Here is a 22,136-nt window from a genome sequence, read left to right as displayed (position 1 = left end):
CCTTCGGGCAGGGAAAGCATGTCGGCCGTCGGGCCAGCACACAAGTCTAGCAGAGGGTGAGCGGATGGCGCGTCAGCGGGCGGCGCGCGCCGCGTAGCGCCCGTCGCGCTCGGTGAGCTCGATCGGAAGTCCGAACGTCTCGGTGAGCGTCTCGGACGTCAGCGCCTCGCCGATCGGCCCGGCGGACCGGATCGTGCCGTCGGCGAGCAGCATGGCGTGCGTGAAGCCCTGCGGGATCTCCTCGACGTGGTGGGTCACCATGACGATCGCCGGCGACGAGGCCGACGACGCGTAGCCGCCGAGCAGCTCGACGAGCTCCTCGCGCGCACCCAGGTCGAGCGACGCCGCGGGCTCGTCGAGCAGCAGCAGCTCGGGGTCGGTCATGACCGAGCGGGCGATCTGCACGCGCTTCTGCTCGCCGTCGGAGAGGCTGCCGAAGCGTCGGTCGGCGAAGCCCTCGAGCTGCCATTCCTTGAGCACCCGCTGGGCGCGGCGGTCGTCGATCGTCTCGTACTCCTCGTTCCACCGGCCCGTGACCGAGTACGCGGCGGTGAGGACCGAGTCGATGACGGTCTCGTTCTTCGGGATCCGGCGCGCCATCGCGGTGGAGGCGAACCCGATCATCGGACGGAGCTCGAAGACGTCGGTCTTGCCGAGCGGCTCGCCGAGGACCTCGACGGACCCCTTGGTCGGGTGCATGGCGGCGGCGGCGATCTGCAGCAGCGTGGTCTTGCCGGCACCGTTCGGACCGAGGATCACCCAGCGCTCGTCGGAGGCGACGTTCCAGTCGATGTCGTCGAGGATCGCGTTCCCGTCGCGGACCACCGACACGTGCTGGAACTGCAGAACCGTAGACGCCATGCTGACCATGCTAGTGGGACGGTCGGACCCGTCCCGCGCATCCGCGGAGGGCTCAGCGCCCGGCGAGGACCCGCGCGTAGAGCGCGCGCGTCTCGTCGGCGATCGCGGCCCAGGCGAAGTGCCGCTCGGCCCGGAGCCGCCCCGCGGCACCCATCTCGCGGGCGCGCTCCGGGTTGCTCACGACGCGCGTGAGGGCCTCCGCGAGGTCGGCCACGAACCGCTCCGGATCGAGCGGCGTGCCCGTCCCGTCGTCCGACTGCTCGATCGGCACGAGCACGCCGGTCACCCCGTCCTCGACCACCTCGGGGATGCCGCCCGTGGCCGTGCCGACGACCGCCGCGCCGCACGCCATCGCCTCGAGGTTCACGATGCCGAGCGGCTCGTACACCGACGGGCACACGAAGCAGGTGGCCGAGGTGAGCAGCGCCGTGAGCTCGTTGCGCGGGAGGTGCCGGTCGATCCACACGACGCCCCGGCGGGTCTCGGCGAGCTCGGCGACGAGCCCGGAGACCTCGGCCATGATCTCGGGCGTGTCGGGGGCGCCCGCGCACAGCACGAGCTGCACGTCGTCCGGTAGCGAGCGCGCCGCGCGCAGCAGGTACGGCAGGCCCTTCTGCCGAGTGATGCGCCCGACGAACACGATCGACGGCAGGTCGGGGTCGACCCCCAGCGAGCGCACCAGGTCGGGGTCGTGGTTCGGACGCCAGTCCTCGAGGTCGATGCCGTTGTAGACGACCGACACGCGAGCGGGGTCGATCGAGGGGTACGACCGCAGGATGTCGCGTCGCATGCCGTCGCTCACCGCGACCACCGCGTCGGCGTCCTCGAAGGCGGCGCGCTCGACCCAGCTCGAGACGCGGTAGCCCCCGCCGAGCTGCTCCGCCTTCCACGGCCGGAGCGGCTCGAGGCTGTGCGCCGTGACCACGTGCGGGATCCCGTGCAGCTTCTTGGCGACGAAGCCGGCGAAGTTGGCGTACCACGTGTGCGAGTGGACCAGGTCGGCGCCCGCGGCATCCGCGGCCATCAGCAGGTCGACGCCCATCGTCGACAGCGCCGCGTTGACGTCGGCGAACTCGGCGGGCGTGCCGTAGCCGGTCGTGCCCTCCTCGTCGCGGGGCGCGCCGAACGCGCGGACCCGCACGTCGACGTCGCGGCGGAGCGCTCGGACCAGTTCGGCGACGTGCACCCCGGCCCCTCCGTAGATCTCGGGCGGGTACTCGCGGGTGAGCAGGTCGACGCGCATGCGGCAACGTTAGCCCGTCGCGGTCACGCGCCGTCAACCTCCTGTGCCATGCGGCATCCGTCTGACTACGCTGGGCACATGGTGGCGACGCGCAAGATCTTCGGCATTGTCCTCGCTGGCGGCGAGGGGAAGCGCCTGATGCCCCTGACCGAGGACCGCGCGAAGCCCGCGGTGCCGTTCGGGGGGCAGTACCGGCTCATCGACTTCGCGCTGTCGAACCTCGTGAACTCGGGCCTGCGCCAGATCGTGGTGCTCACCCAGTACAAGTCGCACAGCCTCGACCGGCACGTGTCGCAGACCTGGCACCTCGACGGGCTCCTCGGGTCGTACGTCGCCTCGGTGCCCGCGCAGCAGCGACTCGGCAAGCGGTGGTTCTCCGGCTCGGCCGACGCGATCCTGCAGAGCCTCAACCTCATCTACGACGAGCAGCCCGACATCATCGTCGTGGTCGGCGCCGACCACGTCTACCGCATGGACTTCAGCCAGATGATCGAGGCGCACATCGAGTCCGGAGCGGATGCCACGGTGGCCGCCATCCGCCAGCCGATCTCACTCGCCAACCAGTTCGGCGTCATCGAGGTCGACCCGAACGCGCCCGACCGCATCCACCAGTTCCTCGAGAAGCCGAGCGACCCCGAAGGGCTGCCCGATTCGCCGAACGAGGTGCTCGCCTCGATGGGCAACTACGTCTTCAACGCCGACGCCCTGATCGACGCCGTGCTGCGCGACGGCGAGCGCACGGACTCCAGCCACGACATGGGCGGCGACATCATCCCCGCGTTCGTGGCCCAGGGAAACGCGGGCGTCTACGACCTCAAACGCAACGACGTGCCCGGCTCGACCGATCGCGACCGCTACTACTGGCGGGACGTGGGAACGATCGACTCGTTCTTCGAGGCGCACCAGGACCTCATCTCGGTGCTGCCGATCTTCAACCTGTACAACCGCGAGTGGCCGATCTTCAGCCAGCAGGTGAACTCGCCGCCCGCGAAGTTCACGCGCGACGCCCGCGGTTCGCTCGGCACGGTCATCGACTCGATCGTGTCGCTGGGTTCGGTCATCTCGGGCGCGCACGTCGAGCGGAGCGTGCTCGGTCCCTGGGCGATCGTCGGCTCGGGCGCGAACGTGTCCGACTCGATCCTGTTCGACCGCGCGCGCATCGAGGCCGGGGCGACGGTGCGTCGCGCCATCCTCGACAAGGAGGTCGTCGTCGAGGAGGGCGCCCACATCGGGCTGAACCGCGCCGAGGACCTCGCGCGCGGCTTCGTCGTCACCGAGAGCGGCGTGACCGTGGTGGGCAAGGGCTCGCACGTGCGAGCCTCGGCGTGACCGCGGGCCCATCCGGCCGCGAGGGCGGCCTGCTCGTCGTGCTCGACGCCGACTCGACGCTCATCCGCGAGGAGGCGATCGAGCTGCTCGCCGAGGCGGCCGGGAGCCTGCAGCACGTCGCCGACGTGACGGAGCGCGCCATGCGCGGCGAACTCGACTTCGCCGCGAGCCTCAGGGAGCGCGTCGCGACGCTCGCGGGGTTGCCCGTCGCCGAGGTCCTGGCGGCCCGCGACCGGCTCACGCCCACGCCGGGGGTCCGGGAGCTCATCGACGGGGTGCACGCCGCGGGCGGCCGCGTCGGCGTAGTCTCCGGCGGGTTCCACGAGCTGCTCGATCCGCTCGCCGAGCGGCTGGGACTCGACTTCTGCCGTGCGAACCGGCTCGAGGCGGACGGCGATCGGCTCACCGGGCGCGTGCTCGGCGACGTCGTCGACGCCGAGGCGAAGCGTCGTGCGCTCGAGGAGTGGGCGGCGGCATCCGGCACCCCGATCTCCCGGACGATCGCCGTGGGCGACGGTGCGAACGACCTGCGCATGCTCGATCGCGCGGCGCTCGGTGTCGCGTTCTGCGCCAAGCCCGTGGTTCGGGCGCAGGCGGATGTCGCGATCGACCGCGTCGACCTCAGCGGCGTGCTCGCGCTCGCCGGGCTCCGCGGGTAGCGGCTCGGGGAGCGCCGTCCTCCTCGGTCGACGGTCTGGCTGCCGGCTGGTCGAGGTCTGCGAGTTCCATCCGAATGCATGGATCGCGATCGCGTCCGGCCTAGCGTGAGGGCATGAAGACTCGAACCATCGTCGTCTCGTCCGCTTCCCTCGCCGCCCTGGCGCTCGTCGCCCTCGGGGTCGCCCCGGCCGCCACGGCGGCGCCGGCGCCTGCAGCCCCACGCGGGGCCCTGCAGGACGCCATTCCACTCCCCGACGGCTTCCAGCCCGAGGGGATCGCCATCGACGCGCGCGGCACCGCCTACTTCGGGTCGCTGGCCGACGGCGACATCTACGCGGCCGACGTGCGCAGCGGCGCCGGCGACGTCATCGCCGAAGGTCCCGGCACGCCGTCGGTCGGCCTCGACGTCGACCAGCGCGGCCGCCTGTTCGTCGCCGGCGGCCCGGCCGGCGATGCCCGCGTCATCGACACGCGCACGGGCGAGTTGCTCGCGAGCTACCGGCTCGGGTCCGGCGCGACGTTCGTCAACGATGTCATCGTCACGCGGGACGCCGCATGGTTCACCGACAGCCAGCAGGCGCAGCTCTACCGGCTCCCCCTCGGACCGGCCGGGGCGCTGCCCCCGCAGGACGCGGTCGAGGCCCTTCCGCTCACCGGCGACTTCGTCCTGCAGCCGGGATTCAACGCGAACGGCATCGAGGTGACGCCGGACGGGAAGGCGCTGCTCGTCATCCAGTCCGCTACCTCGACCCTCTTCCGGGTGGATCCCGCCACCGGTGTCGCGACCGCGGTCGACCTCGGCGGCGTGCCGCTCACGAACGGCGACGGACTCCTCGTCGAGGGACGCACCCTGTACGTGGTGCAGAACCGGCTGAACCTCGTCGGCGTGGTGGAGCTCGCCGCCGACGGTCGGAGCGGGACGTACGTCGACCAGCTCACGAGCCAGACGTTCGACGTGCCCACGACGGTCGCGTCGTACGCGAACTCGCTCTACCTGCCGAACGCGCGCTTCGGCACGCCTCCGCAGGGCGCCGAGTACTCGGCGAACCGGATCGACCGCTGATCCCGGCGCGACCGCGCTCCCGTGTCGGCGGTGGTCAGTGCCCCATGCCGAGGCCGCCGTCGACCGGGATGACGGCACCCGAGATGTAGCCGGCGTCGTCGCCCGCGAGCCACGCGACGACCTTCGCGACCTCGCCGGGCGTGGCGAACCGGCCGGCGGGGATGCTCTTCATGTACTCGGCCTGCTGCTCCGCGGGCAGCGCGTCCGTCATGTCGGTCTCGATGAACCCGGGGGCGACGACGTTGGCGGTGATGTTCCTCGCGCCGAGCTCGCGCGTGATCGAGCGCGCCATGCCCACGAGGCCCGCCTTCGACGACGAGTAGTTCACCTGCCCGGCACCGCCGAACAGCCCCACGACGCTCGAGATGAGCACGATGCGACCGAAGCGCGCCTTCAGCATGCCCTTCGACGCGCGCTTGACGACGCGGAAGGCGCCCGTGAGGTTCGTGTCGACGACACTCGTGAACTCCTCCTCGCACATGCGCATGAGCAGGGTGTCGCGGGTGATGCCGGCGTTGGCGACGACGACCTCGACGGGTCCGAGCGCGGCCTCGATCTCGGTGAACGCGCGGTCGATCGACTCCGCGTCGGTGACGTCGGCCCGCACGGTGAGCGCCCCCTCGGGACCCTCGCCGGAGCGCGCCGTCACGGCGACCCGGTGCCCCTGCGCGAGGAACTCCTCGGCGATCGCGTAGCCGATGCCGCGGTTGCCCCCGGTCACCAGAACGGTACGGCTCGTGGTCATGGCGGACTCCGTCTCTCTCCAAGGGGTGCGCGTCAAGGCCGAACGGCCCGTCCCAGCATAGAGGTTGCCGTGTAGCGGCATCCGCTGCCCCTATCGGACGTACCCTTGGAGGTGAGGAGCGCCGCCAGCCCCGGCGACCACCATGAAGCACCAGCCCACCCAGTCGATCACGTCGTTGCCGGCGTCGCCGGACGACGAGCGGCGTGCGCGCATGATCAAGTACTCGGTCATGATGGGCATCCGCGTCGCCTGCATCTTCGCGCTGCTGTTCGCGCAGGGCTGGTGGATCCTCGTCTTCGCCGCCGGTGCGGTCTTCCTCCCCTACTTCGCGGTGATCGTCGCGAACGTCGGCACGTCGCGCCGCGACCAGGAGGTGCTGCGGCCCGGCGGGCTGATGCCGCTGCCCCCGGGTTCGCCCGGCGCTCCCCTGTCCGACGACGCGGCGGCGGGCGACGACGAGACGCGCGAGCCGCGCTCCCGGGGGGACGCCGCGTGATCGGCTCGCTCGACGCCGCCCCCGCGGGCGGCTGCTCCCGCGCGGGGTGCCGCGAGGCGGCGACCAGCCGCATCGACTGGCGCAACCCGAAGATCCACGCCGAGGACCGCGTGAAGACCTGGCTCGCGTGCGACGAGCACGTCGACTACCTGCGCGAGTTCCTCGCCGCACGCTCGTTCCCGGTGCGCGTGTCGTCCTTCGAGGCGACGGATGCCGCAGCACCCGCGCCCTCGCCCGGCGCCGGCGCGGTCGGGGGTGGCTCGGCGTGAGCCGATGGCGATTCCTCGCCTCGCCGCGCTGGGCGGGGTACCTCGCGCTCGTGGTGGTCTTCGCGATCGCCTGCTCGGCGCTCGGCACCTGGCAGTTCAATCGCCGCGCCGAGGCGCTCGCCGAGGTCGCGCGGATCGACGCGAACTACGACGCCGACCCGATCCCGGTCGCCGAGGCGCTGCCCGATCCCGACTCGTTCGACATCGACCAGCGCTGGCAGGTCGTGGCCCTGTCGGGCGAGTACCTCCACGACGAGGAGGTCGTGGTGCGCAACCGCCCGGGGGCCGGGAGCACCGGCTTCGAGGTGCTGACGCCCCTGCGGCTCGACGACGGCACGGTGTTCGTGGTCGATCGCGGATGGATCCCGCAGGACTCCGAAGGGCGCCCGTCCGAGTTCCCGGCCGCGCCCGACGGCCGCGTGGAGGTGACGGCGCGCCTCAAGGCGGGCGAGCAGCAGATCGCCGGCAGAACCTCGTCGGGTGCCGAGTTCGCCACCATCGACCTCGACGAGCTCGCCGAGCGGGTCGGCGAACCCACCTACACGGGCGCCTACGGCATCCTCGTGCAGACCGGGGCGGATGCGTCCGAGCCACCCATAGCCCTGCCCCGCCCCGAGCGCGACGAGGGCCCGCACCTCTCCTATGCGCTGCAGTGGTTCGTGTTCGCCCTCATGGGCTTCGTCGCCCTGGGCTGGTTCGCCAACCAGGAGCGCAAGCTGCTCGCTGCGGATGCCGCAGAGCGGTCGAGCCCGCCGCGGCATCCGTCGACCGAGCCCAAGCGGCCACCCAAGCCGTCGCGCAGCCGGAGCGACGCCGACGTGGAGGACGAGATCCTCGATCGCCGATGACGCGTCGGCGCGTCATCACGGGAGCGAATCGGAACCTGCTGCATCGTTACCCGAGTTCACGATTCGATCGGGGTCATCGCATCGTGTCGAGGATGGCGGCGAGCTGCTCGAACGTCGTGAGCGGGTTCACGATGGCGAAGCGGGTGTTCGGCCGGCCGGCGTGGGAGCTCGGCGTGACGAACGCGTGCTGGGCCTCGAGGAGTCGCGCGGACCACGCGTCGTAGTCGGCCTTCGTCCAGCCCTCGCGCTCGAAGACGACGACGGAGAGCTGCGGGTCGCGAACCAGGCGGAACCCGTCGCGCCGGTCGATCTCCGCGGCGATCTCGTGCGCGAGCCGGATCGAGGCGGTGATGGCGTCCCGGTACGCCGCGGCACCGTGGGTGGCGAGCGAGAACCACAGCGGGAGGCCACGCGCCCGGCGCGTGAGGTGCGCGGCGTAGTCCGACGGGCTCCACTCGCTCGTCTCGGTGAGCGTGTCCAGGTACTCGGCGTGCTGGGTGTGCGCACGCCGGCCGGCCTCGGGGTCGCGGTAGATCAGCGCGCAGGCGTCGAAGGGCGCGAACAGCCACTTGTGCGGGTCGACGATGACCGAGTCGGCGCGCTCCACCCCGGTGAACCGGTCGCGCGCGAGGGGCGAGAGCATCGCGGCCAGGCCGTAGGCCCCGTCGACGTGGAGCCAGAAGTCGTACTCGTCCTTCAGGGCCGCGATCGAGGCGAGGTCGTCGACGATGCCGAAGTTCGTCGATCCCGCGGTCGCGACGACGGCGAACACGGAGGGCCCGTGTTCGTCGAGCGCGGCGCGCACGGCGTCGCCTCGCAGCATCCCGTCGTCGCCCGGCGCCACGGGGACCACCTCCACGTCCATGACCCGGGCCGCGGAGGCGATGGACGAATGTGCCTCGCCGCTGCACACCACGCGCCAGCGATCCGGCATCGGCGCGCCCGCGAGGGTCATCGCGAGGCGGGCGTGCTCGCGCGCGGCGACGAGCGCGGAGAGGTTGCCGAGGGTGCCGCCCTGCACGAAGACGCCGCCCGCGGTGGCGGGCAGGCCGAATTCGCGGGCGAGCCACGCGAGCACCTCGTTCTCGGCGTACACGGCACCTGCGCCCTCGAGCCAGGATCCGCCGTAGAGGGCGCTCGCGGACACCACGAGGTCGAATGCGATCGCGGCCTTGGTCGGCGCGGTCGGGATGAACGACAGGTACTGGGCGTGGTCGGTCGTGATGCAGGCCGGTGCGAGCACGTGCTCGAAGCGCGACAGCGCCTGCTCCGCGCCGATGCCGTGCTCATCGATGCTGCGACCGGCGCGACGGTCGAGCTCGAACTCCGAGATCGGTCGGTCGAGCGGGGTGTCGTCGGCGAGCAGGCGGCGGCGCGAGTAGTCCAGCACGAGGTCGACGAGGTCGGTGGTCTCGGCGGACACCTCGTGCATGCGGGTGGGGCGGGGCGAGCGCGACGGTTCGGACGTGGTCATGCGGGGAATCCCTCCGGTCGATCTGGAGCCTGCGCAAGTGTGCGTCAAAGACCGGCCGGATGCAACTCGACAGCGCGTCAACGCCACCATGCGCATCATCCATGCGTCCGCCCGCGTTTTGACGCAACGATTGCGCGTAGGATACGGCTCGCCCGAAGCGCGCCCGAGACCGGCTCGGCCCGCACCGCGACGCCGATCAGGCGAGCTCGATGAGCTCCTGGTAGTCCCGGCTCCAGTGGTCCTCCGTGCCATCCGGCATGATGAGCACCCGCTCGGGGTTCAGCGCCTCGACCGCGCCCGGGTCGTGCGAGACGAGCACGACCGAGCCCTCGTAGTGGGCGAGCGCGTCGAGGATCTCCGCGCGGCTCGCCGGGTCGAGGTTGTTCGTGGGCTCGTCGAGCAGGAGCACGTTCGCGCCCGAGACGACGATCATGGCGAGCGCCAGCCGGGTCTTCTCGCCGCCGGAGAGCACTCCGGCGGGCTTGTGCACGTCGTCACCGGTGAACAGGAAGGACCCGAGCACCTTGCGCGCCTCGGTCTCGGTGAGGTTCGGCGACGCGCTGACCATGTTCTGCAGCACCGTGCGAGCGACGTCCAGGGTCTCGTGCTCCTGGGCGTAGTAGCCGATGCGCAGCCCGTGGCCGGCCTCGACGACGCCGGTGTCGGGTCGGTCGACGCCCGCGAGGATGCGCAGCAGCGTCGTCTTGCCGGCGCCGTTCAGGCCGATGATGACCACCTTGGAGCCACGATCGATCGCGAGGTCGACGGCGGTGAAGATCTCGAGCGACCCGTAGCTCTTCGAGAGGTCGGATGCCGTGAGCGGCGTGCGACCGCAGGGGGCCGGCGTCGGGAACCGCAGCTTCGCCACCCGGTCGACCGCCCGCACCTCCTCGAGGCCGGCGAGCAGCTTCTCGGCGCGCGCGACCATCTGGTGTGCGGCCGCCGCCTTCGACGCCTTCGCGCCGAACTTCGCCGCCTGCGCCTGCAGCGCTCCCGCCTTCTTCTCGGCGTTGGCCCGCTCCTTCTTGCGGCGCTCCTCGTCGGCGGCGCGCTGGCGGAGGTAGTGCTTCCAGCCCATGTTGTAGATGTCGATGAGCGCGCGGTTCGCGTCGAGGTAGAACACGCGGTTCACGACCTCGCCCACGAGCTCGACGTCGTGGCTGATGACGATGACGCCGCCCTTGTAGTTCTTCAGGAACTCGCGGAGCCACACGACGGAGTCGGCGTCGAGGTGGTTCGTCGGCTCGTCGAGGATCATCGTGTCGGCGTCGGAGAACAGGATGCGCGCGAGCTCGATGCGCCGGCGCTGACCACCCGAGAGGGTCTTCAGCGGCTGGTCGAGGATCCGGTCGGGCAGGTTGAGGTTCGACGCGATCGACGCCGCCTCGGCTTCGGCGGCGTAGCCGCCGAGCGCCTGGAACCGGTCGGTCAGGGTGCCGTAGCGCTTCATGGCCTTCTCGGCGACCGCCGGATCGTCGGAGCCCATCTTCTCGGACGCCTCGCGCATGCCGAGCACGAGCGAACCGAGACCGCGGGCGTCGAGGATGCGCGTGCGCGCCAGCATCTCGGGGTCGCCCGACCGCGGGTCCTGCGGCAGGTAGCCGATCTCGCCCGATCGGTCGATGCGACCGCCGGTGGGCAGCGTCTCGCCCGCGAGCGTCTTCGTGAGCGTCGTCTTGCCGGCGCCGTTGCGACCGACGAGGCCGATCTTGTCGCCGTCGGAGACGCGGAAGTTGACGCCCTCCATGAGCAGGCGCGCGCCAACGCGGATCTCGAGGTCCTGGACGGCGAGCACGGACGACCTCCGGTCGGGATGGGCGGGGTGGGCGTGCCGAGCGGCACAGCCCTCCAGTCTACCGGGCGGTGACGGGTGCCGCAGGTCGGCGGTCCACGGCAGACTGGCGGCATGCCGGCCGGAGACTCCCCCGCGATGCGCGCCGCACGACTCGCCTCGCACGGATTCCGCGAGCTCGCCGATGATCCCGTCGCGGTCGTCGAGCGGCTGGGCGCGGTGCAGGCGCAGGACCTCGGTGCCGCGAAGTGGGCGGTGGGCAGTCGGATGTCGCGACCGTCGGTGGCGGCGGTCGACGCGGCCATCGAGTCCCGGCGCATCGTGCGGTCGTGGCCGATGCGCGGCACCCTCCACCTCATGCCGGCCCGGCTGCTGCGGCCCGCGCTGAGGATCACCGGCCCGCGGATCACCGCCGCGTCCCGATCCCGACTCGTGCAGCTCGAGCTCGACGACACCGACTACCGAGTCGCGCGCGATGCCGCCGAGCGGCTGCTCGCGGCATCCGGCACCGCATCGCGAGACGAGCTCGCGGCGACGTGGGCGGCCGCGGGCATCCGTCCGGACGGACAGCGTGCCTACCACCTCATCGCGTGGCTCGCGCGCGACGGGGTGCTGTGCTGCGGCCCCGTCGACGGGCGCAGCCAGCGATTCGCGCTGCTCGACGACTGGGCGCCCGCCGACGGGGGCGAGCCGGCCGAGCGCGACGAGACGCTGGCCGAGCTGTTCACCGCGTACGTGACGGGCCACGGTCCTGCGACGGTCGCCGACTTCGCGTGGTGGATGGGGGTCACGAAGACCGACGCTGCGACGGCGCTCGCGGCGGCGGGCGGCCGCGTCGAGCGGTTCGGGCCCGAGCCCGACCGCTTCGTCGCAGCCGGGTCGACGGATGCCGCGGCATCCCGCCCCCGGGGTGCACTCGCGCTCGCGGCCTTCGACGAGTACTTCCTCGGCTACGCCGACCGCTCCCCCGTGTGCGATCCCCGCTTCGCCGATCGCGTGATCCCCGGCGGGAACGGCGTGTTCCAGCCGCTGCTCGTGCTGGACGGGCGCGTGGTCGGCACCTGGCGTCGCGCGGGCACCGCCGCGAAGCCGCGGGTGGAGCTCCGCTGGTTCGAGCCGCCGAGCCGGGCGGCATCCGATCGGTTCACGCGTCCGCTCGCGGCCTGGGCGCGATTCCACGGTGTCGAACTGCACGGGATCGATTCGGCGACGGACGAGTGAGGGCGGCCCGGGCCGGAGCCCGGGCCGCCCTCAGCGCGACCACGCGCGGCGCGTTCACTCCTGGACGAGCGCCGCCTGCAGCTCGATCGTGATCGTGACCTGCTCGCCGACGAGCACGCCGCCGGTCTCGAGGGCCGCGTTCCACGACAGGCCGAAGTCCTCGCGGTTGATCACGGTCTTCGCCGTGGCGCCGCCCTTGTAGTTGCCGTAGGGGTCGGTGCCGAAGCCGCCGAAGTCGAAGTCGAACGTGACCGGCTTGGTCACGCCCTTGATCGTGAGGTCGCCGTCCACCTTGAAGTCGCCGTCGACGACGCGGACGCCGGTCGAGACGAACTCGATCGTCGGGTACTGGTCGGCCTGGAAGAAGTCGTTCGTGCGCAGGTGCGCGTCGCGGTTCGGCTCGTTCGTGTTGATCGAGGCGACCTCGGCGGTGGCCGTCACGCGGGAGTCGAGCGGGTCCTCGCCGGTGACGAAGGTCGCGTCGAAGCGCTCGAACTTGCCCTTGACCTTGCTGATCATGAGGTGGCGGACGCTGAAGGCCACCTCGCTGTGCGTCGGGTCGATCTTCCAGGTTCCGGCCTTGTAGCCCGGGATCTCGATGGTCGTCTCGGTCGTCGTCATTCGGTCATGCTCCTTCGATGCATTCTCGGCCGGTTCCGGCCACATTCAATGCAAACGCATGGAGCAGTGGGATCTATTCCCCGGATCCCACGACGAGTTCCCGGCGGAGTTCGAGGACCCGCGTGGCCGCCTCATCGAGTCGCGCCTCCGGGATCCGACCGGACGCGACGGCCTCGGAGATCGAGGCGACCAGCCCGTCGACGCTGATCCCGAACTCCCCGGGATCGGCGGGCAGCACGTACAGCAGCAGGTCACCGCCCGCGGCGAGCGCGCGCACCGCGTTCTCCCCGGGGTCGGCGTACTCCGGCAGCTGGTTGTGCTGCAGCATGAGCATGTCGTCGGTGACGACGACTCCGTCGAAGCCGAGTTCCTCGCGCAGGATCCGGTGCCACTCGGGCGACAGCGAGGCCGGCGCGGGGTCGACGGCGGGGTACGCCAGGTGACCGGTCATGACGAGTTCGACGTCGGCGTCGATCGCGGCGGCGAACGGCAGCGCCGGGCCGGCGCGCCACTCGTCGAGCGTGAGGGGCGCGGACGGTACGGAGACGTGCGAGTCGCCCGGCGCGGCGCCGTGGCCGGGGAAGTGCTTGACGGTGCTCGCGACGGTGCCGCGTTCCCCGGCGACGGCGGCGGCGACGCGCTCGCCGGCGCCGGCCGGGTCGGTGCCGAGGACGCGGTCGAAGATGAACGAGGCGGGGTCGGCCGTGACGTCCGCCACGATGCCGAAGTTGACGTTGACGCCCGCGGCCGACAGGGCGGCGGCGCGCGCCGCGAAGGCCTCCTGCGCGGCCTGCGGGGGCTCGGCGCGCACGTCGGCGGGGCCCGGTGCGGGATCCCAGTCGATCCGGCTGACGATGCCGCCCTCCTGGTCGATCCCGATGAGGGTCGCCGCGTCGGGGTCGTGCTGCAGGTCGGCGGTGAGGGCGGCGAGGGAGGCCTCGTCGCCGGGCATGTTGTCGCCCATGAGGATGACTCCGGCGATGCCCTCGTCGAGGAGGGCGCGCATGGCGGCCGGGTCGGTTCCGGGGGCGTGGAGCATGAGCACCGAGGCGGCCCTCTCGTCGAGGGTCATGCCCGACACCCGGTCGGTCGCCCATTCCTCGGCCGTCTGCGGGGTGGGCGTCGGCGTCGGGGACGGGGTCGTGACGGCTTCGCTCGGGGTGGGTGAGGCCGGGGCCGGGGCCGAGCATCCGGCGAGCACCGCCGTGCCCGCGAGGGCGAGGGCGGCGAGGGTGGTGGGTAGGCTCCGGCGCACCCGGTGAGTCTACGCGGCCCAGCCTGCGAGCCGACCGGATGCGGGCGCGGTAGAACGGATGGGATGGATGAGGCACACGACCGCGCGATCCTGCGCCGGCATGCGGCGGACGGGACGCTCATGGCCGGCGGCGCGGCGGCGATCCTGCTGCAACTGGCCGATCCGCGCGTCGCGGCGGGGGTCGCCCGGCACAGCGCGTTCCGTGAGCGTCCGCTGGATCGGCTGGACGGGACGCACCAGTACCTGACCGCGCTGGTGTTCGGCGACGATCGCGACATCGATCACGTGGTCCGCGTCGTCGACGCGCGGCATGCGCGCGTGCGGGGCGACCGCCCGCGTCCGTACGACGCGCGTGATGCGGATGCGCAGCGGTGGGTCGCGGCGACCATCCTCGCCGTGGCGCTCGAACTGGAGGAGCGACTCACCGGGCGCCCGCTGGATGCGGCGACCGCGGACGCGCTCGTTCGCGGTTATGCGCCGATCGCGGCGCGGCTGCAGGGGGCGGATGCCGGGTGGCCGGCGACGCGTCGCGAGTTCGATGCGTGGTGGGCCGAGCGGATGCCGCGGCTGGAGGTGGGTGACGACGCGCGAGCGGTGGCGCGCGACCTGCTCGCCGGGACCGGACTGCCGGCTTCGTTGCGGGCGCTCATGCCGGCGGTGCGCCTGCTGACGGCCGCGCTCCTCCCCCCGGCGCTTCGGGAGGCGTACGGGTTCCGCTGGACTCCTCGTGCGCGGCGGGTCGCCGCGGCCTGGTTGCGGGGCTTGGGCGTCGCGCGCCGCATCGTGCCGGCGAGGCTCCGGGCCCTGCCCACGCGCGTCTCGCTCCGACGGCTCCGTCGGCGCAGCCGGTACGCTGGAACCGAACCGCGAGGACGAGGATGACCCAGCAGGCAGCACATCGAGGCGAACCGCTCGACGCGATCGACCGGCGGATCGTCGCAGAGCTCAGTCGTGACGGCCGACTGTCCGTCCGCACCCTCGCCGAACGCGTCCACATCTCCCGGACGGCGGCGCACAACCGCGTGCTCGCACTGCAGCAGCGCGGTGTCATCACCGGATTCGGTGCGCAGATCGATCGCAAGGCGATCGGCCTGAACATCTCCGCGCTCGTGGTGGTGCGCATCGGCGATGTCTCGTGGGAGGAGATCGCGGCGAAGCTCGCGACGCTGCCGTTCGTCGAGAAGGTCCAGGCGGTCTCGGGCGACATCGACATCATGCTCACCGTGAGCGCTCCCGACCACGAGCAGCTGAGCCAGGCGATCCTCCGGGACATCCACGACATGCCCGGCGTGGTGTCGACCCGTTCGCACCTGATCCTCGCCGAGATCGACGGTCGGCCGCCTGCGCAATCGCTGGACATCTGGCGCTCCTGACCGCCCTCCCGAGGGACGCGCGGCATCCGTTCGCCCCCTCGCGTGCCGTTCGTTCACCGTTGCCGCGTACCCCCAGCGGGGGTGCTGCAGACTGGCGCACCATGGCCGTATGAGCCTCAACGTCGAGCACCACGAATCACGGGTCCTGCCCTCCGAGAAGCCAGTGCGACTCCTCGACAACGCGGGTCACGCGTTGCGCGGGCCCGAGACCGGCGGCTTCGAGCTGCCCGCCACCGAGACCCTCCTCGAGCTCTACCGGCGGATGGTGATCGCCCGGCGGTTCGACGTCCAGGTCACGGCGCTCACCAAGCAGGGCCGGCTCGCCACGTATCCGTCCGCGTACGGCCAGGAGGCCTGCGAGATCGGCGTCGTCTCGGCGATCACCGCCGACGACTGGTTCTTCCCCACGTACCGCGACAGCATCGCCCTCCTCACCCGCGGCCTCGAGCCGGCCGACATCCTGCAGTCCTTCCGGGGCGACTGGCACAACGGCTACGACCAGCGGGCGCACCGCACCGCCGCGCAGGCCACGCCCCTGGCCACGCAGGCGCTGCACGCCGTCGGCCTCGCCCACGCCGCGCGCCTGCGCCACGACCCGATCGTGACCCTCACCTACCTCGGCGACGGCGCCACCAGCGAGGGCGACGCGCACGAGGCGTTCAACTTCGCGGCGGTCTGGCAGACCCCGACCGTCTTCCTCGTGCAGAACAACCAGTTCGCGATCAGCACGCCGCTCTCGCGTCAGTCGCACGCGACGACCCTCGCCGACAAGGCGGTCGGCTACGGCATGCCCGGCTACCACGTCGACGGCAACGACGTCGCCGCGATGTACGCCGTCGCCACCGCCGCGGTCGATCGGGCGCGAGCCGGCGGCGGCCCGACGCTGATCGAGGGGCTCACCTACCGCATCGAACCGCACACGAACTCCGACGACCCGACGCGCTACCGCCAGGGCCGCGAGGTCGAGCACTGGAAGCGCCGCGACCCCATCGAGCGCCTCGAGAAGTACCTGGTGTCCGAGGGGGCCCTCACCGACGAGGTCCGCGCCGAGATCGGCGAGGCCGCCGAGGCGCTCGCCGCCCGCACCCGGGAGGCGATGAACGAGCAGCCCGAGCTCGACCCGCTGGAGCTGTTCGACCACGTCTACTCGACTCCGCGCACCGCGCTCGCCGAGCAGCGCGCCGCCCTCGAGGCCGAGCTCGCCGCCCACCGCACCGAGGAGGAGGTGACGGCCCGATGAGCCGCACCGCGACCGAACGCGCCGCCGACGCCGCGGCCGCCGCCGCCCAGCCGATGACCATGGCGGGCGCGCTCAACGCGGCCCTCCGCGACGCGATGGAGGCCGACGACCGCGTGGTCGTCTACGGCGAGGACGTCGGCCCGCTCGGCGGGGTCTTCCGCGTCACCGACGGCCTGCAGTCCCGGTTCGGCGACGAGCGCGTGTGGGACTCGCCGCTCGCCGAGTCCGGCATCATCGGCACCGCCGTCGGCATGGCCATGTACGGCATGCGGCCCGTCGTCGAGATGCAGTTCGACGCGTTCAGCTATCCGGCGTTCGAGCAGATCGTCTCGCACGTCGCGAAGATGCGGAATCGCACCAAGGGCCGCCTCGAGCTGCCCATGGTGATCCGGATCCCCTGCGCCGGCGCCATCGGCGGGGTCGAGCACCACTCCGACTCGTCCGAGGCGTACTGGGCCGCCACGCCCGGCCTGACGGTGGTCATGCCGTCCAACCCCGCCGACGCGTACTCGATGCTGCGCGAGGCGATCGACAGCGACGATCCGGTCGTGTTCATGGAGCCGAAGAGCCGCTACTGGTCCAAGGCGAGCCTCGAGCTGCCCGTCCGCACGGAACCGATGAACCGGGCGAAGGTCGTCCGCGAGGGCACGGACGTCACGCTCATCGGGTACGGGCCGACCGTGCGGACCGCCCTCGACGCGGCATCCGCTGCCGAGGCCGAAGGGCTGTCGGTCGAGGTCGTCGACCTGCGGAGCCTCTCGCCGTTCGACGACGAGACCGTGAGCGCCTCGGTGCGGAAGACCTCGCGCGCCGCCGTCATCCACGAGGCCGCGCAGTTCGGCGGCTACGGCGCCGAGGTCGCCGCCCGGCTCACCGAACGGAACTTCTTCCACCTCGCCGCGCCGATCCTCCGCATCACGGGGTACGACATCCCGTACCCGTCGCCGAAGCTCGAGGAGCACTACCTGCCGACGCCCGACCGGGTGCTCGACGCGCTCGCCTCGTGGGAATGGGACCTCGCATGAGCGCGCACGAATTCATCCTGCCCGACCTCGGCGAGGGCCTCACCGAGGCCGAGGTCGTCGCCTGGCTGGTGCAGCCCGGCGACGAGGTGAGCGTCGACCAGCCCGTCGTCGAGCTCGAGTCGGCCAAGTCGGTCGTGCAACTCCCGACGCCGATCGCCGGAGTCGTCGAGTCCCTCGGCGGCGAGGTCGGCCAGGTGCTCCACGCGGGCGAGGTCCTGCTCCGGCTCGCGCCCGTGGGGGCGACCGTCGAGGGCACGGATGCCGCGCCCGAGACCGCGCCGGCCGCGACCGCCGAGCACTCGGACACGACCACGGCACCGGCGGCGGCCGAGCCCGGCATCGCGGTGCCGACGGATGCCGCGGGCGAGGAGTCCGGCGCCGTGCTCATCGGCTACGGCACCCGCACCGCCGCGGCCTCGGCCCGCTCCTCGTCGGCGCCGTCCCGCTTCGGACGGCGGCGGAGCGAGGGCCCGGGCGGACCCGAGCGCCCGACCGCGGAGCCGACGGAGACGTCGTCCGAGGCATCCGGACCGTCCGCTCCGGCGGCGGAGACCGCGGACGGCGGCGAGCACCAGGGACTCCTCGAGCAGGGACGCCGCTCCCCCGTCATCTCGCCCATCGTGCGGCGCCTGGCCCGCGAGCACGGCTTCGACGCGAGCGAACTGCTCGGCACCGGACCGGACGGCCTCGTCACCCGGGGCGACGTGGAGGCCTTCATCCGCGAGCTGGACGACGCCCGCCGCGCTCCGGCCGAGACCGCGGCCGCGCCGGCTGCTCCGGCGGTCACCGCGCCGACCCCCGGCGGCGACCGGCGCGTTCCGCTCGACCGGCTGCAGCGTGCCGCCGCCGCGCACTTCACGCGCTCCCGTCGCGAGGTCCCCGAGGCGACCGTGTGGCTGGACGTCGACGCGACCGAACTGGTCGCCGCGAAGCGGCAGCTCCAGGAGGCGACCGGCGAGCGCTTCGGGATGACGGCGCTCGTCGCACGATTCGTCGTGGCCGGGCTGAAGCGGCATCCGTCGTTGAACGCGAGCTTCGACGCCGACCGCGACGAACTGGTGCTGCACTCGGCCGTCAACCTCGGCCTGGCCGCCCAGACCCCGCGCGGGCTCCTCGTGCCGGTGGTGCACGGTGCCGAGCGGATGTCGCTGCGCGAGCTGCGCGACGCCGTGCAGGCGCGCACCGAGCAGGCGTCCACGGGCGCGTTCCCGCCCGACGCCCTGTCGGGCGGCACGTTCACGCTGAACAACTACGGCACCCTCGGCGTGGACGGCTCGGCCGCGATCATCAACCACCCGGAGGCCGCGATGCTCGGGATCGGCCGGCTCGTCCAGCGCCCGTGGGTTGTCGACGGCGAGCTCGCCGTGCGCACCGTCACGGAGCTGACGATCTCGTTCGACCACCGCGTCTGCGACGGCGCCGAGGCCGCCGCGTTCCTGACCTACGTGGCCGGGTGCATCGAGCGGCCCATCGCGCTGCTCGCCGACCTCTGAGCCGCTGAACGGATCGAGGCGCATCCCGTCGGGATGCGCCTCGATCGTTTCCGGGCTCCGGCCGGTCTAGAAGAAGTCGTCGGGGGTGCCGGCGGCGCGCTCCACGTCGCGCGTGTCGATGCGCGCTCCGGCCAGCTTGGAGACGGCGAGCCTGAGGCCCGACTCCATCTGCGCGGCCCATGCATCGGATTCGCGCGCGGTCGCCTCGGCGGCGCGAGCGCGGGCCTCGGCGGCATCCGCTGCCCGGCGGGCCTCGGAGACCTGCCGGAGCACGATGGTGATGCCGTAGTAGGCGGCGACCATGGTGGCGATCGGCGCCGCGACGATCGCGAGCGCGGTGACCCCGGAGGCGTCGGGCGCGAAGGCGACCACGAGCGCGAACGCCAGGAACAGGACCACGATGGCGGCGAGGACGACGGCCATGAACCGCAGGTCCCGGCTCCACGCGCCACGCGACCGGGTCGCGCCCGCCGAGGGCTGTGCACCACCTCCGGCGGTCGCCTGGACGTCGTCGGCCCCGAGCACGGCGGTGTCGCCGTGCGCGGGATCCACGAGCGCCGGGTCGGTCGGACGGGTGGTGGTGTCGCTCATCGATGGTGCCCCTTGCGTTCGGATCGTGCCCTCATTGTCCCGCCGCCGTCACGAGGCGGTCAAGGAAGCGCGCCGCGCGCAAGGGGTGCCCGCCGCGGACACCGGACGGTACCGTCGGAATCGTCGACGAACGGAGGCACGGTGCCAGGTGACGCTGCGCGGCGCGCGGGGACGCGCGAGGGCCCGCGCTCGAGCGGCCCCCCGGAGACCGTGCACGAGGCGTACCGGGTGAACGACCGGCAGTACGGCATGCACCGGTCGGGCGGTGCGGAGGTCGCGGCCACCTCGATCCTGCTGGTCCACGGCATCGGCATGACCCATGCGTCGCTCGCCACGGTCCAGGGGCGGATCCCGCCGTCCGTGCGGACGTGGAACGTCGACCTCGCCGGGTTCGGCGACACGGAGCGGCCCGCGCGGGCGACGAGCGTCGAGGAGTACGCGCAGGACCTCGCCGAGCTGCTCGATCGGCTCGACGCGTGGCCGGTGGTCGCCGCGGGCCACTCGATGGGCACGCAGATCGTGCTCGAGCTGGCGCGGCTCCGGCCCGACGGCGTGCGCCACGTCGTCATGGTCGGGCCCGTGGTCGACGTGGAGCGGCGCTCGGTCCGGCAGCAGGCGCTCGACCTGGCGCGCGACACCCTGGGCGAGCCGATGCCGGTGAACGCGCTCGTGGTGCGCGACTACTTCCGCGGCGGCGTCCGCTGGTACCTGAAGATGCTTCGCGAGATGATGCGGTACCCCACCCTCGAACGCATGCCGGGTTGCACGGTTCCTGCGACGGTGGTGCGCGGCGAGCGGGACCCGATCGCCCGCGAGGCGTGGTGCCGGCGCCTCGTCGCGGAGAACGGCGCCGAGGCGCGCCTCGTGTCGGTCGCGGGCGACCGTCACGTGGTCCCCCGCACCTCCCCCGAGCGGCTCGCCGCCGAGCTGGTCCGCCTGGCCGGTGGTCCCGCCGCGGATGTCGGTGGGTCCTGAGATGCTCTCAGTATGGAAGCCGTCGAACTCAAGCAGACCATCCAGCTCGCCGTCGGCGACACGCTGGTCAGCGCGACCGGCAGCGTGTACGAGATCACCAAGCTCGCGCGCGTCGGCCGCGGCATCCGTGTGCACTACGTGACCGAGGCCGGGCACGCCGGCCGATTCACCGCAGCACCCGACGCCGTGACCCGCGTCCGTCGCTCGGGGTCGTTGCAGGCCGCGTGATCCGGCACCCCGCCGGACGCGAACCTCATCCTGAGAACGCAAGAACCCCGCCACACTCGGTGGCGGGGTTCTCGATGATGGTGGATCTGAGGGGACTCGAACCCCTGACCCCCTGCATGCCATGCAGGTGCGCTACCAGCTGCGCCACAGACCCGTTCGGGATGCCGCCCTGTGCGGGGCAACGGATTCAGCGTACACCAGCCCCGGCCCCGAAATGAAATCGAGGGAGCCTCACGCGGACGGCGCCGCAGGCCCCCCGGTCGAGGTGTCGTGGCGCTCCAGCAGCGGTGCCACGGGGATCGCCGGGCAGTCCCGCCACAGCCGCTCGAGCCCGTAGTAGAGGCGCTCCTCCTGGTGGAAGACATGGACCACGAGGTCGCCGAAGTCGAGCAGCGCCCAGCGTCCGCCGTCGCGCCCCTCACGCCGCGCGACGTCCTGTCCGGCCTCGCGGACGGCCTCGACCACGGCATCGGCGATCGCGACGACGTTCCGCTCCGAATTGCCGCTGACGAGGAGGAAGACGTCCGCGAACGGCAACGGCTCGGACACGTCCAGCGCGACCAGGTCCTCGCCCCCCTTGGCGTCCGCCGCGCGTGCGGCGACGGCGAGCAGGCGATGTGCGTGGTCGGATGCGGTCATGTACTCGACTTCCTGGTTGCGGACACGATGGATGCCTAGAAGAGCCCGGCGATGGCGCCGACGACGAGGGTGGCCACCACACCGAGCGCGAGCACGCCGGCGGTGACGGCGAGCACGAGCGGGACGTTCATGCCCTCCTTCGACGGCGGCGCCACCATCGCGCGGTTCTGGCCCTGCGTGCTGATCGCGCGGGTCGCGGCGACGGGCGCGACGCCCGGACCCGCGACGTCCTCGACGCTGCTGTCGAAGAGCCGGTCGACGTCGGCGGAGTCGATCTGGCTCGGGTGCACTCCGGTGGCGCCGTAGCTCCGCGGCAGGTCGATCGAGCCGGTCACCATGATCTCGCCAGTGGGCGCGAGCGGCGTGCCGAGCGCACCATGGTCCGGCAGAGTGGGGAGGATGAGCGCGTTCGTGGTCGTGGGAACGCCACGAGGCGAGCCCCCACGGGAGAGCACCTGGTCGTAGGGCTCCTCGCGGTCGTCCGGCAGGTTCAGCTGCGACGTCCAGTGGCCGACCGGTTTCGGTGCGACGACCGGCTCATCGAGACCCGCGTCGACGGTCGTGTGCGGCGCGGCCGCCCGGATCGGCGCCTGGTGCGGTGCCGAACGGTGCGGGGCCTCGGGCCGTGCCGCGGATCGCGGCGGCGACTCCCCCGCGGCCGGGCGCTGCGGCGCCGAGCCGCGATCGGGCGCCGG

23 protein-coding genes, 1 tRNA gene and 1 pseudogene are annotated in these 22,136 nt (G+C 72.4%); 14 read left to right on the top strand and 11 right to left on the bottom strand.

Annotation, left to right across the window (positions count from 1 at the left end; translation table 11 throughout):
• Window positions 1-72: 72 nt before the first annotated feature.
• Both AVP42_RS05335 and glgA read right to left on the bottom strand, forming a co-directional pair.
• Window positions 73-861 (bottom strand): ABC transporter ATP-binding protein, encoded by a 789-nt coding sequence (locus AVP42_RS05335; protein WP_067946852.1) that lies wholly within the window; start codon window positions 859-861, stop codon window positions 73-75.
• A 52-nt stretch (window positions 862-913) separates the two neighbouring features.
• Complete coding sequence (glgA, locus tag AVP42_RS05330; protein WP_067946849.1) at window positions 914-2,104, bottom strand: glycogen synthase; 1,191 nt, start codon at window positions 2,102-2,104, stop codon at window positions 914-916.
• Between the two features lie 78 nt (window positions 2,105-2,182).
• On the opposite strand from glgA, the gene glgC reads away from it, so the two are divergent.
• The 3 genes from glgC to AVP42_RS05315 all read left to right on the top strand — a co-directional run bounded on the left by glgC (window position 2,183) and on the right by AVP42_RS05315 (window position 5,156).
• Complete coding sequence (glgC, locus tag AVP42_RS05325) at window positions 2,183-3,433, top strand: glucose-1-phosphate adenylyltransferase (RefSeq protein WP_067946847.1); 1,251 nt, start codon at window positions 2,183-2,185, stop codon at window positions 3,431-3,433.
• Window positions 3,430-4,092 carry a phosphoserine phosphatase SerB gene (serB, locus tag AVP42_RS05320; protein ID WP_067946846.1) on the top strand — a complete coding sequence of 221 codons (663 nt, stop codon included), beginning with the start codon at window positions 3,430-3,432 and terminating at the stop codon, window positions 4,090-4,092. The genes glgC and serB overlap by 4 nt, the downstream gene beginning before the upstream one ends.
• Window positions 4,093-4,205: 113 nt before the next feature.
• Window positions 4,206-5,156 (top strand): SMP-30/gluconolactonase/LRE family protein, encoded by a 951-nt coding sequence (locus AVP42_RS05315; protein WP_067946844.1) that lies wholly within the window; start codon window positions 4,206-4,208, stop codon window positions 5,154-5,156.
• Between the two features lie 34 nt (window positions 5,157-5,190).
• Here AVP42_RS05315 and AVP42_RS05310 read toward each other — a convergent pair whose 3' ends face one another.
• Entirely contained in the window at window positions 5,191-5,901 is a 711-nt protein-coding gene (locus AVP42_RS05310; RefSeq protein WP_067946842.1) for a beta-ketoacyl-ACP reductase, read from the bottom strand.
• A gap of 142 nt (window positions 5,902-6,043) precedes the next feature.
• On the opposite strand from AVP42_RS05310, the gene AVP42_RS16225 reads away from it, so the two are divergent.
• From AVP42_RS16225 to AVP42_RS05295, 3 genes are read left to right on the top strand one after another with little or no spacing between them, the layout of a single operon-like run.
• On the top strand, window positions 6,044-6,397 hold the full coding sequence (locus AVP42_RS16225; protein ID WP_082847019.1) for a DUF3099 domain-containing protein: 354 nt from the start codon (window positions 6,044-6,046) through the stop codon (window positions 6,395-6,397).
• Entirely contained in the window at window positions 6,394-6,666 is a 273-nt protein-coding gene (locus AVP42_RS05300) for a hypothetical protein (protein WP_067946840.1), read from the top strand. The genes AVP42_RS16225 and AVP42_RS05300 overlap by 4 nt, the downstream gene beginning before the upstream one ends.
• Window positions 6,663-7,514 carry an SURF1 family protein gene (locus tag AVP42_RS05295; protein ID WP_067946838.1) on the top strand — a complete coding sequence of 284 codons (852 nt, stop codon included), beginning with the start codon at window positions 6,663-6,665 and terminating at the stop codon, window positions 7,512-7,514. Before AVP42_RS05300 ends, AVP42_RS05295 begins: the two co-directional genes overlap by 4 nt.
• A gap of 73 nt (window positions 7,515-7,587) precedes the next feature.
• Here AVP42_RS05295 and AVP42_RS05290 read toward each other — a convergent pair whose 3' ends face one another.
• Both AVP42_RS05290 and AVP42_RS05285 read right to left on the bottom strand, forming a co-directional pair.
• Window positions 7,588-8,988: a pyridoxal-dependent decarboxylase gene (locus AVP42_RS05290; RefSeq protein ID WP_067946836.1), complete on the bottom strand. Its 1,401-nt coding sequence runs from the start codon at window positions 8,986-8,988 to the stop codon at window positions 7,588-7,590.
• Between the two features lie 196 nt (window positions 8,989-9,184).
• Entirely contained in the window at window positions 9,185-10,783 is a 1,599-nt protein-coding gene (locus tag AVP42_RS05285) for an ABC-F family ATP-binding cassette domain-containing protein (RefSeq protein WP_067946835.1), read from the bottom strand.
• A gap of 111 nt (window positions 10,784-10,894) precedes the next feature.
• Here AVP42_RS05285 and AVP42_RS05280 point away from each other — a divergent pair, with 111 nt between their 5' ends.
• Entirely contained in the window at window positions 10,895-12,001 is a 1,107-nt protein-coding gene (locus AVP42_RS05280) for a winged helix DNA-binding domain-containing protein (protein WP_082847018.1), read from the top strand.
• A gap of 54 nt (window positions 12,002-12,055) precedes the next feature.
• Here AVP42_RS05280 and AVP42_RS05275 read toward each other — a convergent pair whose 3' ends face one another.
• On the bottom strand, window positions 12,056-12,622 hold the full coding sequence (locus AVP42_RS05275) for a YceI family protein (RefSeq protein WP_067946831.1): 567 nt from the start codon (window positions 12,620-12,622) through the stop codon (window positions 12,056-12,058).
• A gap of 73 nt (window positions 12,623-12,695) precedes the next feature.
• Window positions 12,696-13,877, bottom strand: a complete 1,182-nt coding sequence (locus AVP42_RS05270) for a glycoside hydrolase family 3 N-terminal domain-containing protein (protein ID WP_067946829.1) — start codon at window positions 13,875-13,877, stop codon at window positions 12,696-12,698.
• Window positions 13,878-13,940: 63 nt separating this feature from the next.
• Here AVP42_RS05270 and AVP42_RS05265 point away from each other — a divergent pair, with 63 nt between their 5' ends.
• The 5 genes from AVP42_RS05265 to AVP42_RS05245 all read left to right on the top strand — a co-directional run bounded on the left by AVP42_RS05265 (window position 13,941) and on the right by AVP42_RS05245 (window position 19,008).
• The gene (locus AVP42_RS05265) at window positions 13,941-14,759 is read left to right on the top strand and encodes an oxygenase MpaB family protein (protein ID WP_067946827.1); all 819 of its coding nucleotides are present in this window, start codon (window positions 13,941-13,943) and stop codon (window positions 14,757-14,759) included.
• A complete protein-coding gene (locus tag AVP42_RS05260; RefSeq protein ID WP_067946825.1) occupies window positions 14,756-15,250 on the top strand; it encodes an Lrp/AsnC family transcriptional regulator in 495 nt (164 codons plus the stop codon). The genes AVP42_RS05265 and AVP42_RS05260 overlap by 4 nt, the downstream gene beginning before the upstream one ends.
• 109 nt (window positions 15,251-15,359) lie before the next feature.
• A complete protein-coding gene (gene pdhA / locus AVP42_RS05255) occupies window positions 15,360-16,490 on the top strand; it encodes a pyruvate dehydrogenase (acetyl-transferring) E1 component subunit alpha (protein ID WP_067946823.1) in 1,131 nt (376 codons plus the stop codon).
• Window positions 16,487-17,515, top strand: a complete 1,029-nt coding sequence (locus AVP42_RS05250; protein WP_082847017.1) for an alpha-ketoacid dehydrogenase subunit beta — start codon at window positions 16,487-16,489, stop codon at window positions 17,513-17,515. Before pdhA ends, AVP42_RS05250 begins: the two co-directional genes overlap by 4 nt.
• Window positions 17,512-19,008: a dihydrolipoamide acetyltransferase family protein gene (locus AVP42_RS05245; protein ID WP_082847016.1), complete on the top strand. Its 1,497-nt coding sequence runs from the start codon at window positions 17,512-17,514 to the stop codon at window positions 19,006-19,008. The genes AVP42_RS05250 and AVP42_RS05245 overlap by 4 nt, the downstream gene beginning before the upstream one ends.
• Before the next feature lie 66 nt (window positions 19,009-19,074).
• Here AVP42_RS05245 and AVP42_RS16635 read toward each other — a convergent pair whose 3' ends face one another.
• Window positions 19,075-19,599: a hypothetical protein gene (locus AVP42_RS16635; protein WP_067946819.1), complete on the bottom strand. Its 525-nt coding sequence runs from the start codon at window positions 19,597-19,599 to the stop codon at window positions 19,075-19,077.
• Window positions 19,600-19,827: 228 nt separating this feature from the next.
• Between AVP42_RS16635 and AVP42_RS16630 the strand changes: the two genes are divergently transcribed.
• Together AVP42_RS16630 and AVP42_RS05230 are read left to right on the top strand one after the other, a co-directional pair.
• Window positions 19,828-20,574, top strand: a complete 747-nt coding sequence (locus tag AVP42_RS16630) for an alpha/beta fold hydrolase (protein WP_197466963.1) — start codon at window positions 19,828-19,830, stop codon at window positions 20,572-20,574.
• A 12-nt stretch (window positions 20,575-20,586) separates the two neighbouring features.
• On the top strand, window positions 20,587-20,802 hold the full coding sequence (locus tag AVP42_RS05230) for a hypothetical protein (protein WP_067946815.1): 216 nt from the start codon (window positions 20,587-20,589) through the stop codon (window positions 20,800-20,802).
• 78 nt (window positions 20,803-20,880) lie between these two features.
• Here the strand turns inward: AVP42_RS05230 and AVP42_RS05225 are convergent.
• The 3 genes and pseudogenes from AVP42_RS05225 to AVP42_RS16625 form a co-directional block, all read right to left on the bottom strand.
• Window positions 20,881-20,956 (bottom strand) — tRNA-Ala (locus AVP42_RS05225).
• A gap of 77 nt (window positions 20,957-21,033) precedes the next feature.
• Window positions 21,034-21,441, bottom strand: a complete 408-nt coding sequence (rsfS, locus tag AVP42_RS05220) for a ribosome silencing factor (protein WP_067946814.1) — start codon at window positions 21,439-21,441, stop codon at window positions 21,034-21,036.
• Window positions 21,442-21,476: 35 nt separating this feature from the next.
• Window positions 21,477-22,136, bottom strand: a pseudogene (locus AVP42_RS16625) (hypothetical protein); the annotation flags it as partial.

This window comes from Agromyces sp. NDB4Y10, from assembly GCF_001620055.1.
Lineage (GTDB): Bacteria > Actinomycetota > Actinomycetes > Actinomycetales > Microbacteriaceae > Agromyces > Agromyces indicus.
The sequence above is the reverse complement of the archived record's forward strand: the minus strand, read 5'-3'. Positions and strand labels throughout refer to the sequence as shown.

Excerpts from the sequence above, each read along its gene's own strand:
- AVP42_RS05335 (WP_067946852.1), bottom strand. The coding sequence starts at position 861 with ATGGCGTCTACGGTTCTGCAGTTCCAGCACGTGTCGGTGGTCCGCGAC.
- glgA (WP_067946849.1), bottom strand. The coding sequence starts at position 2,104 with ATGCGCGTCGACCTGCTCACCCGCGAGTACCCGCCCGAGATCTACGGA.
- glgC (WP_067946847.1), top strand. The coding sequence starts at position 2,183 with ATGGTGGCGACGCGCAAGATCTTCGGCATTGTCCTCGCTGGCGGCGAG.
- AVP42_RS05315 (WP_067946844.1), top strand. The coding sequence starts at position 4,206 with ATGAAGACTCGAACCATCGTCGTCTCGTCCGCTTCCCTCGCCGCCCTG.
- AVP42_RS05310 (WP_067946842.1), bottom strand. The coding sequence starts at position 5,901 with ATGACCACGAGCCGTACCGTTCTGGTGACCGGGGGCAACCGCGGCATC.
- AVP42_RS16225 (WP_082847019.1), top strand. The coding sequence starts at position 6,044 with ATGAAGCACCAGCCCACCCAGTCGATCACGTCGTTGCCGGCGTCGCCG.
- AVP42_RS05290 (WP_067946836.1), bottom strand. The coding sequence starts at position 8,988 with ATGACCACGTCCGAACCGTCGCGCTCGCCCCGCCCCACCCGCATGCAC.
- AVP42_RS05280 (WP_082847018.1), top strand. The coding sequence starts at position 10,895 with ATGCCGGCCGGAGACTCCCCCGCGATGCGCGCCGCACGACTCGCCTCG.
- AVP42_RS05275 (WP_067946831.1), bottom strand. The coding sequence starts at position 12,622 with ATGACGACGACCGAGACGACCATCGAGATCCCGGGCTACAAGGCCGGA.
- AVP42_RS05265 (WP_067946827.1), top strand. The coding sequence starts at position 13,941 with ATGGATGAGGCACACGACCGCGCGATCCTGCGCCGGCATGCGGCGGAC.
- AVP42_RS05260 (WP_067946825.1), top strand. The coding sequence starts at position 14,756 with ATGACCCAGCAGGCAGCACATCGAGGCGAACCGCTCGACGCGATCGAC.
- pdhA (WP_067946823.1), top strand. The coding sequence starts at position 15,360 with ATGAGCCTCAACGTCGAGCACCACGAATCACGGGTCCTGCCCTCCGAG.
- AVP42_RS05250 (WP_082847017.1), top strand. The coding sequence starts at position 16,487 with ATGAGCCGCACCGCGACCGAACGCGCCGCCGACGCCGCGGCCGCCGCC.
- AVP42_RS05245 (WP_082847016.1), top strand. The coding sequence starts at position 17,512 with ATGAGCGCGCACGAATTCATCCTGCCCGACCTCGGCGAGGGCCTCACC.
- AVP42_RS16635 (WP_067946819.1), bottom strand. The coding sequence starts at position 19,599 with ATGAGCGACACCACCACCCGTCCGACCGACCCGGCGCTCGTGGATCCC.
- AVP42_RS05230 (WP_067946815.1), top strand. The coding sequence starts at position 20,587 with ATGGAAGCCGTCGAACTCAAGCAGACCATCCAGCTCGCCGTCGGCGAC.
- rsfS (WP_067946814.1), bottom strand. The coding sequence starts at position 21,441 with ATGACCGCATCCGACCACGCACATCGCCTGCTCGCCGTCGCCGCACGC.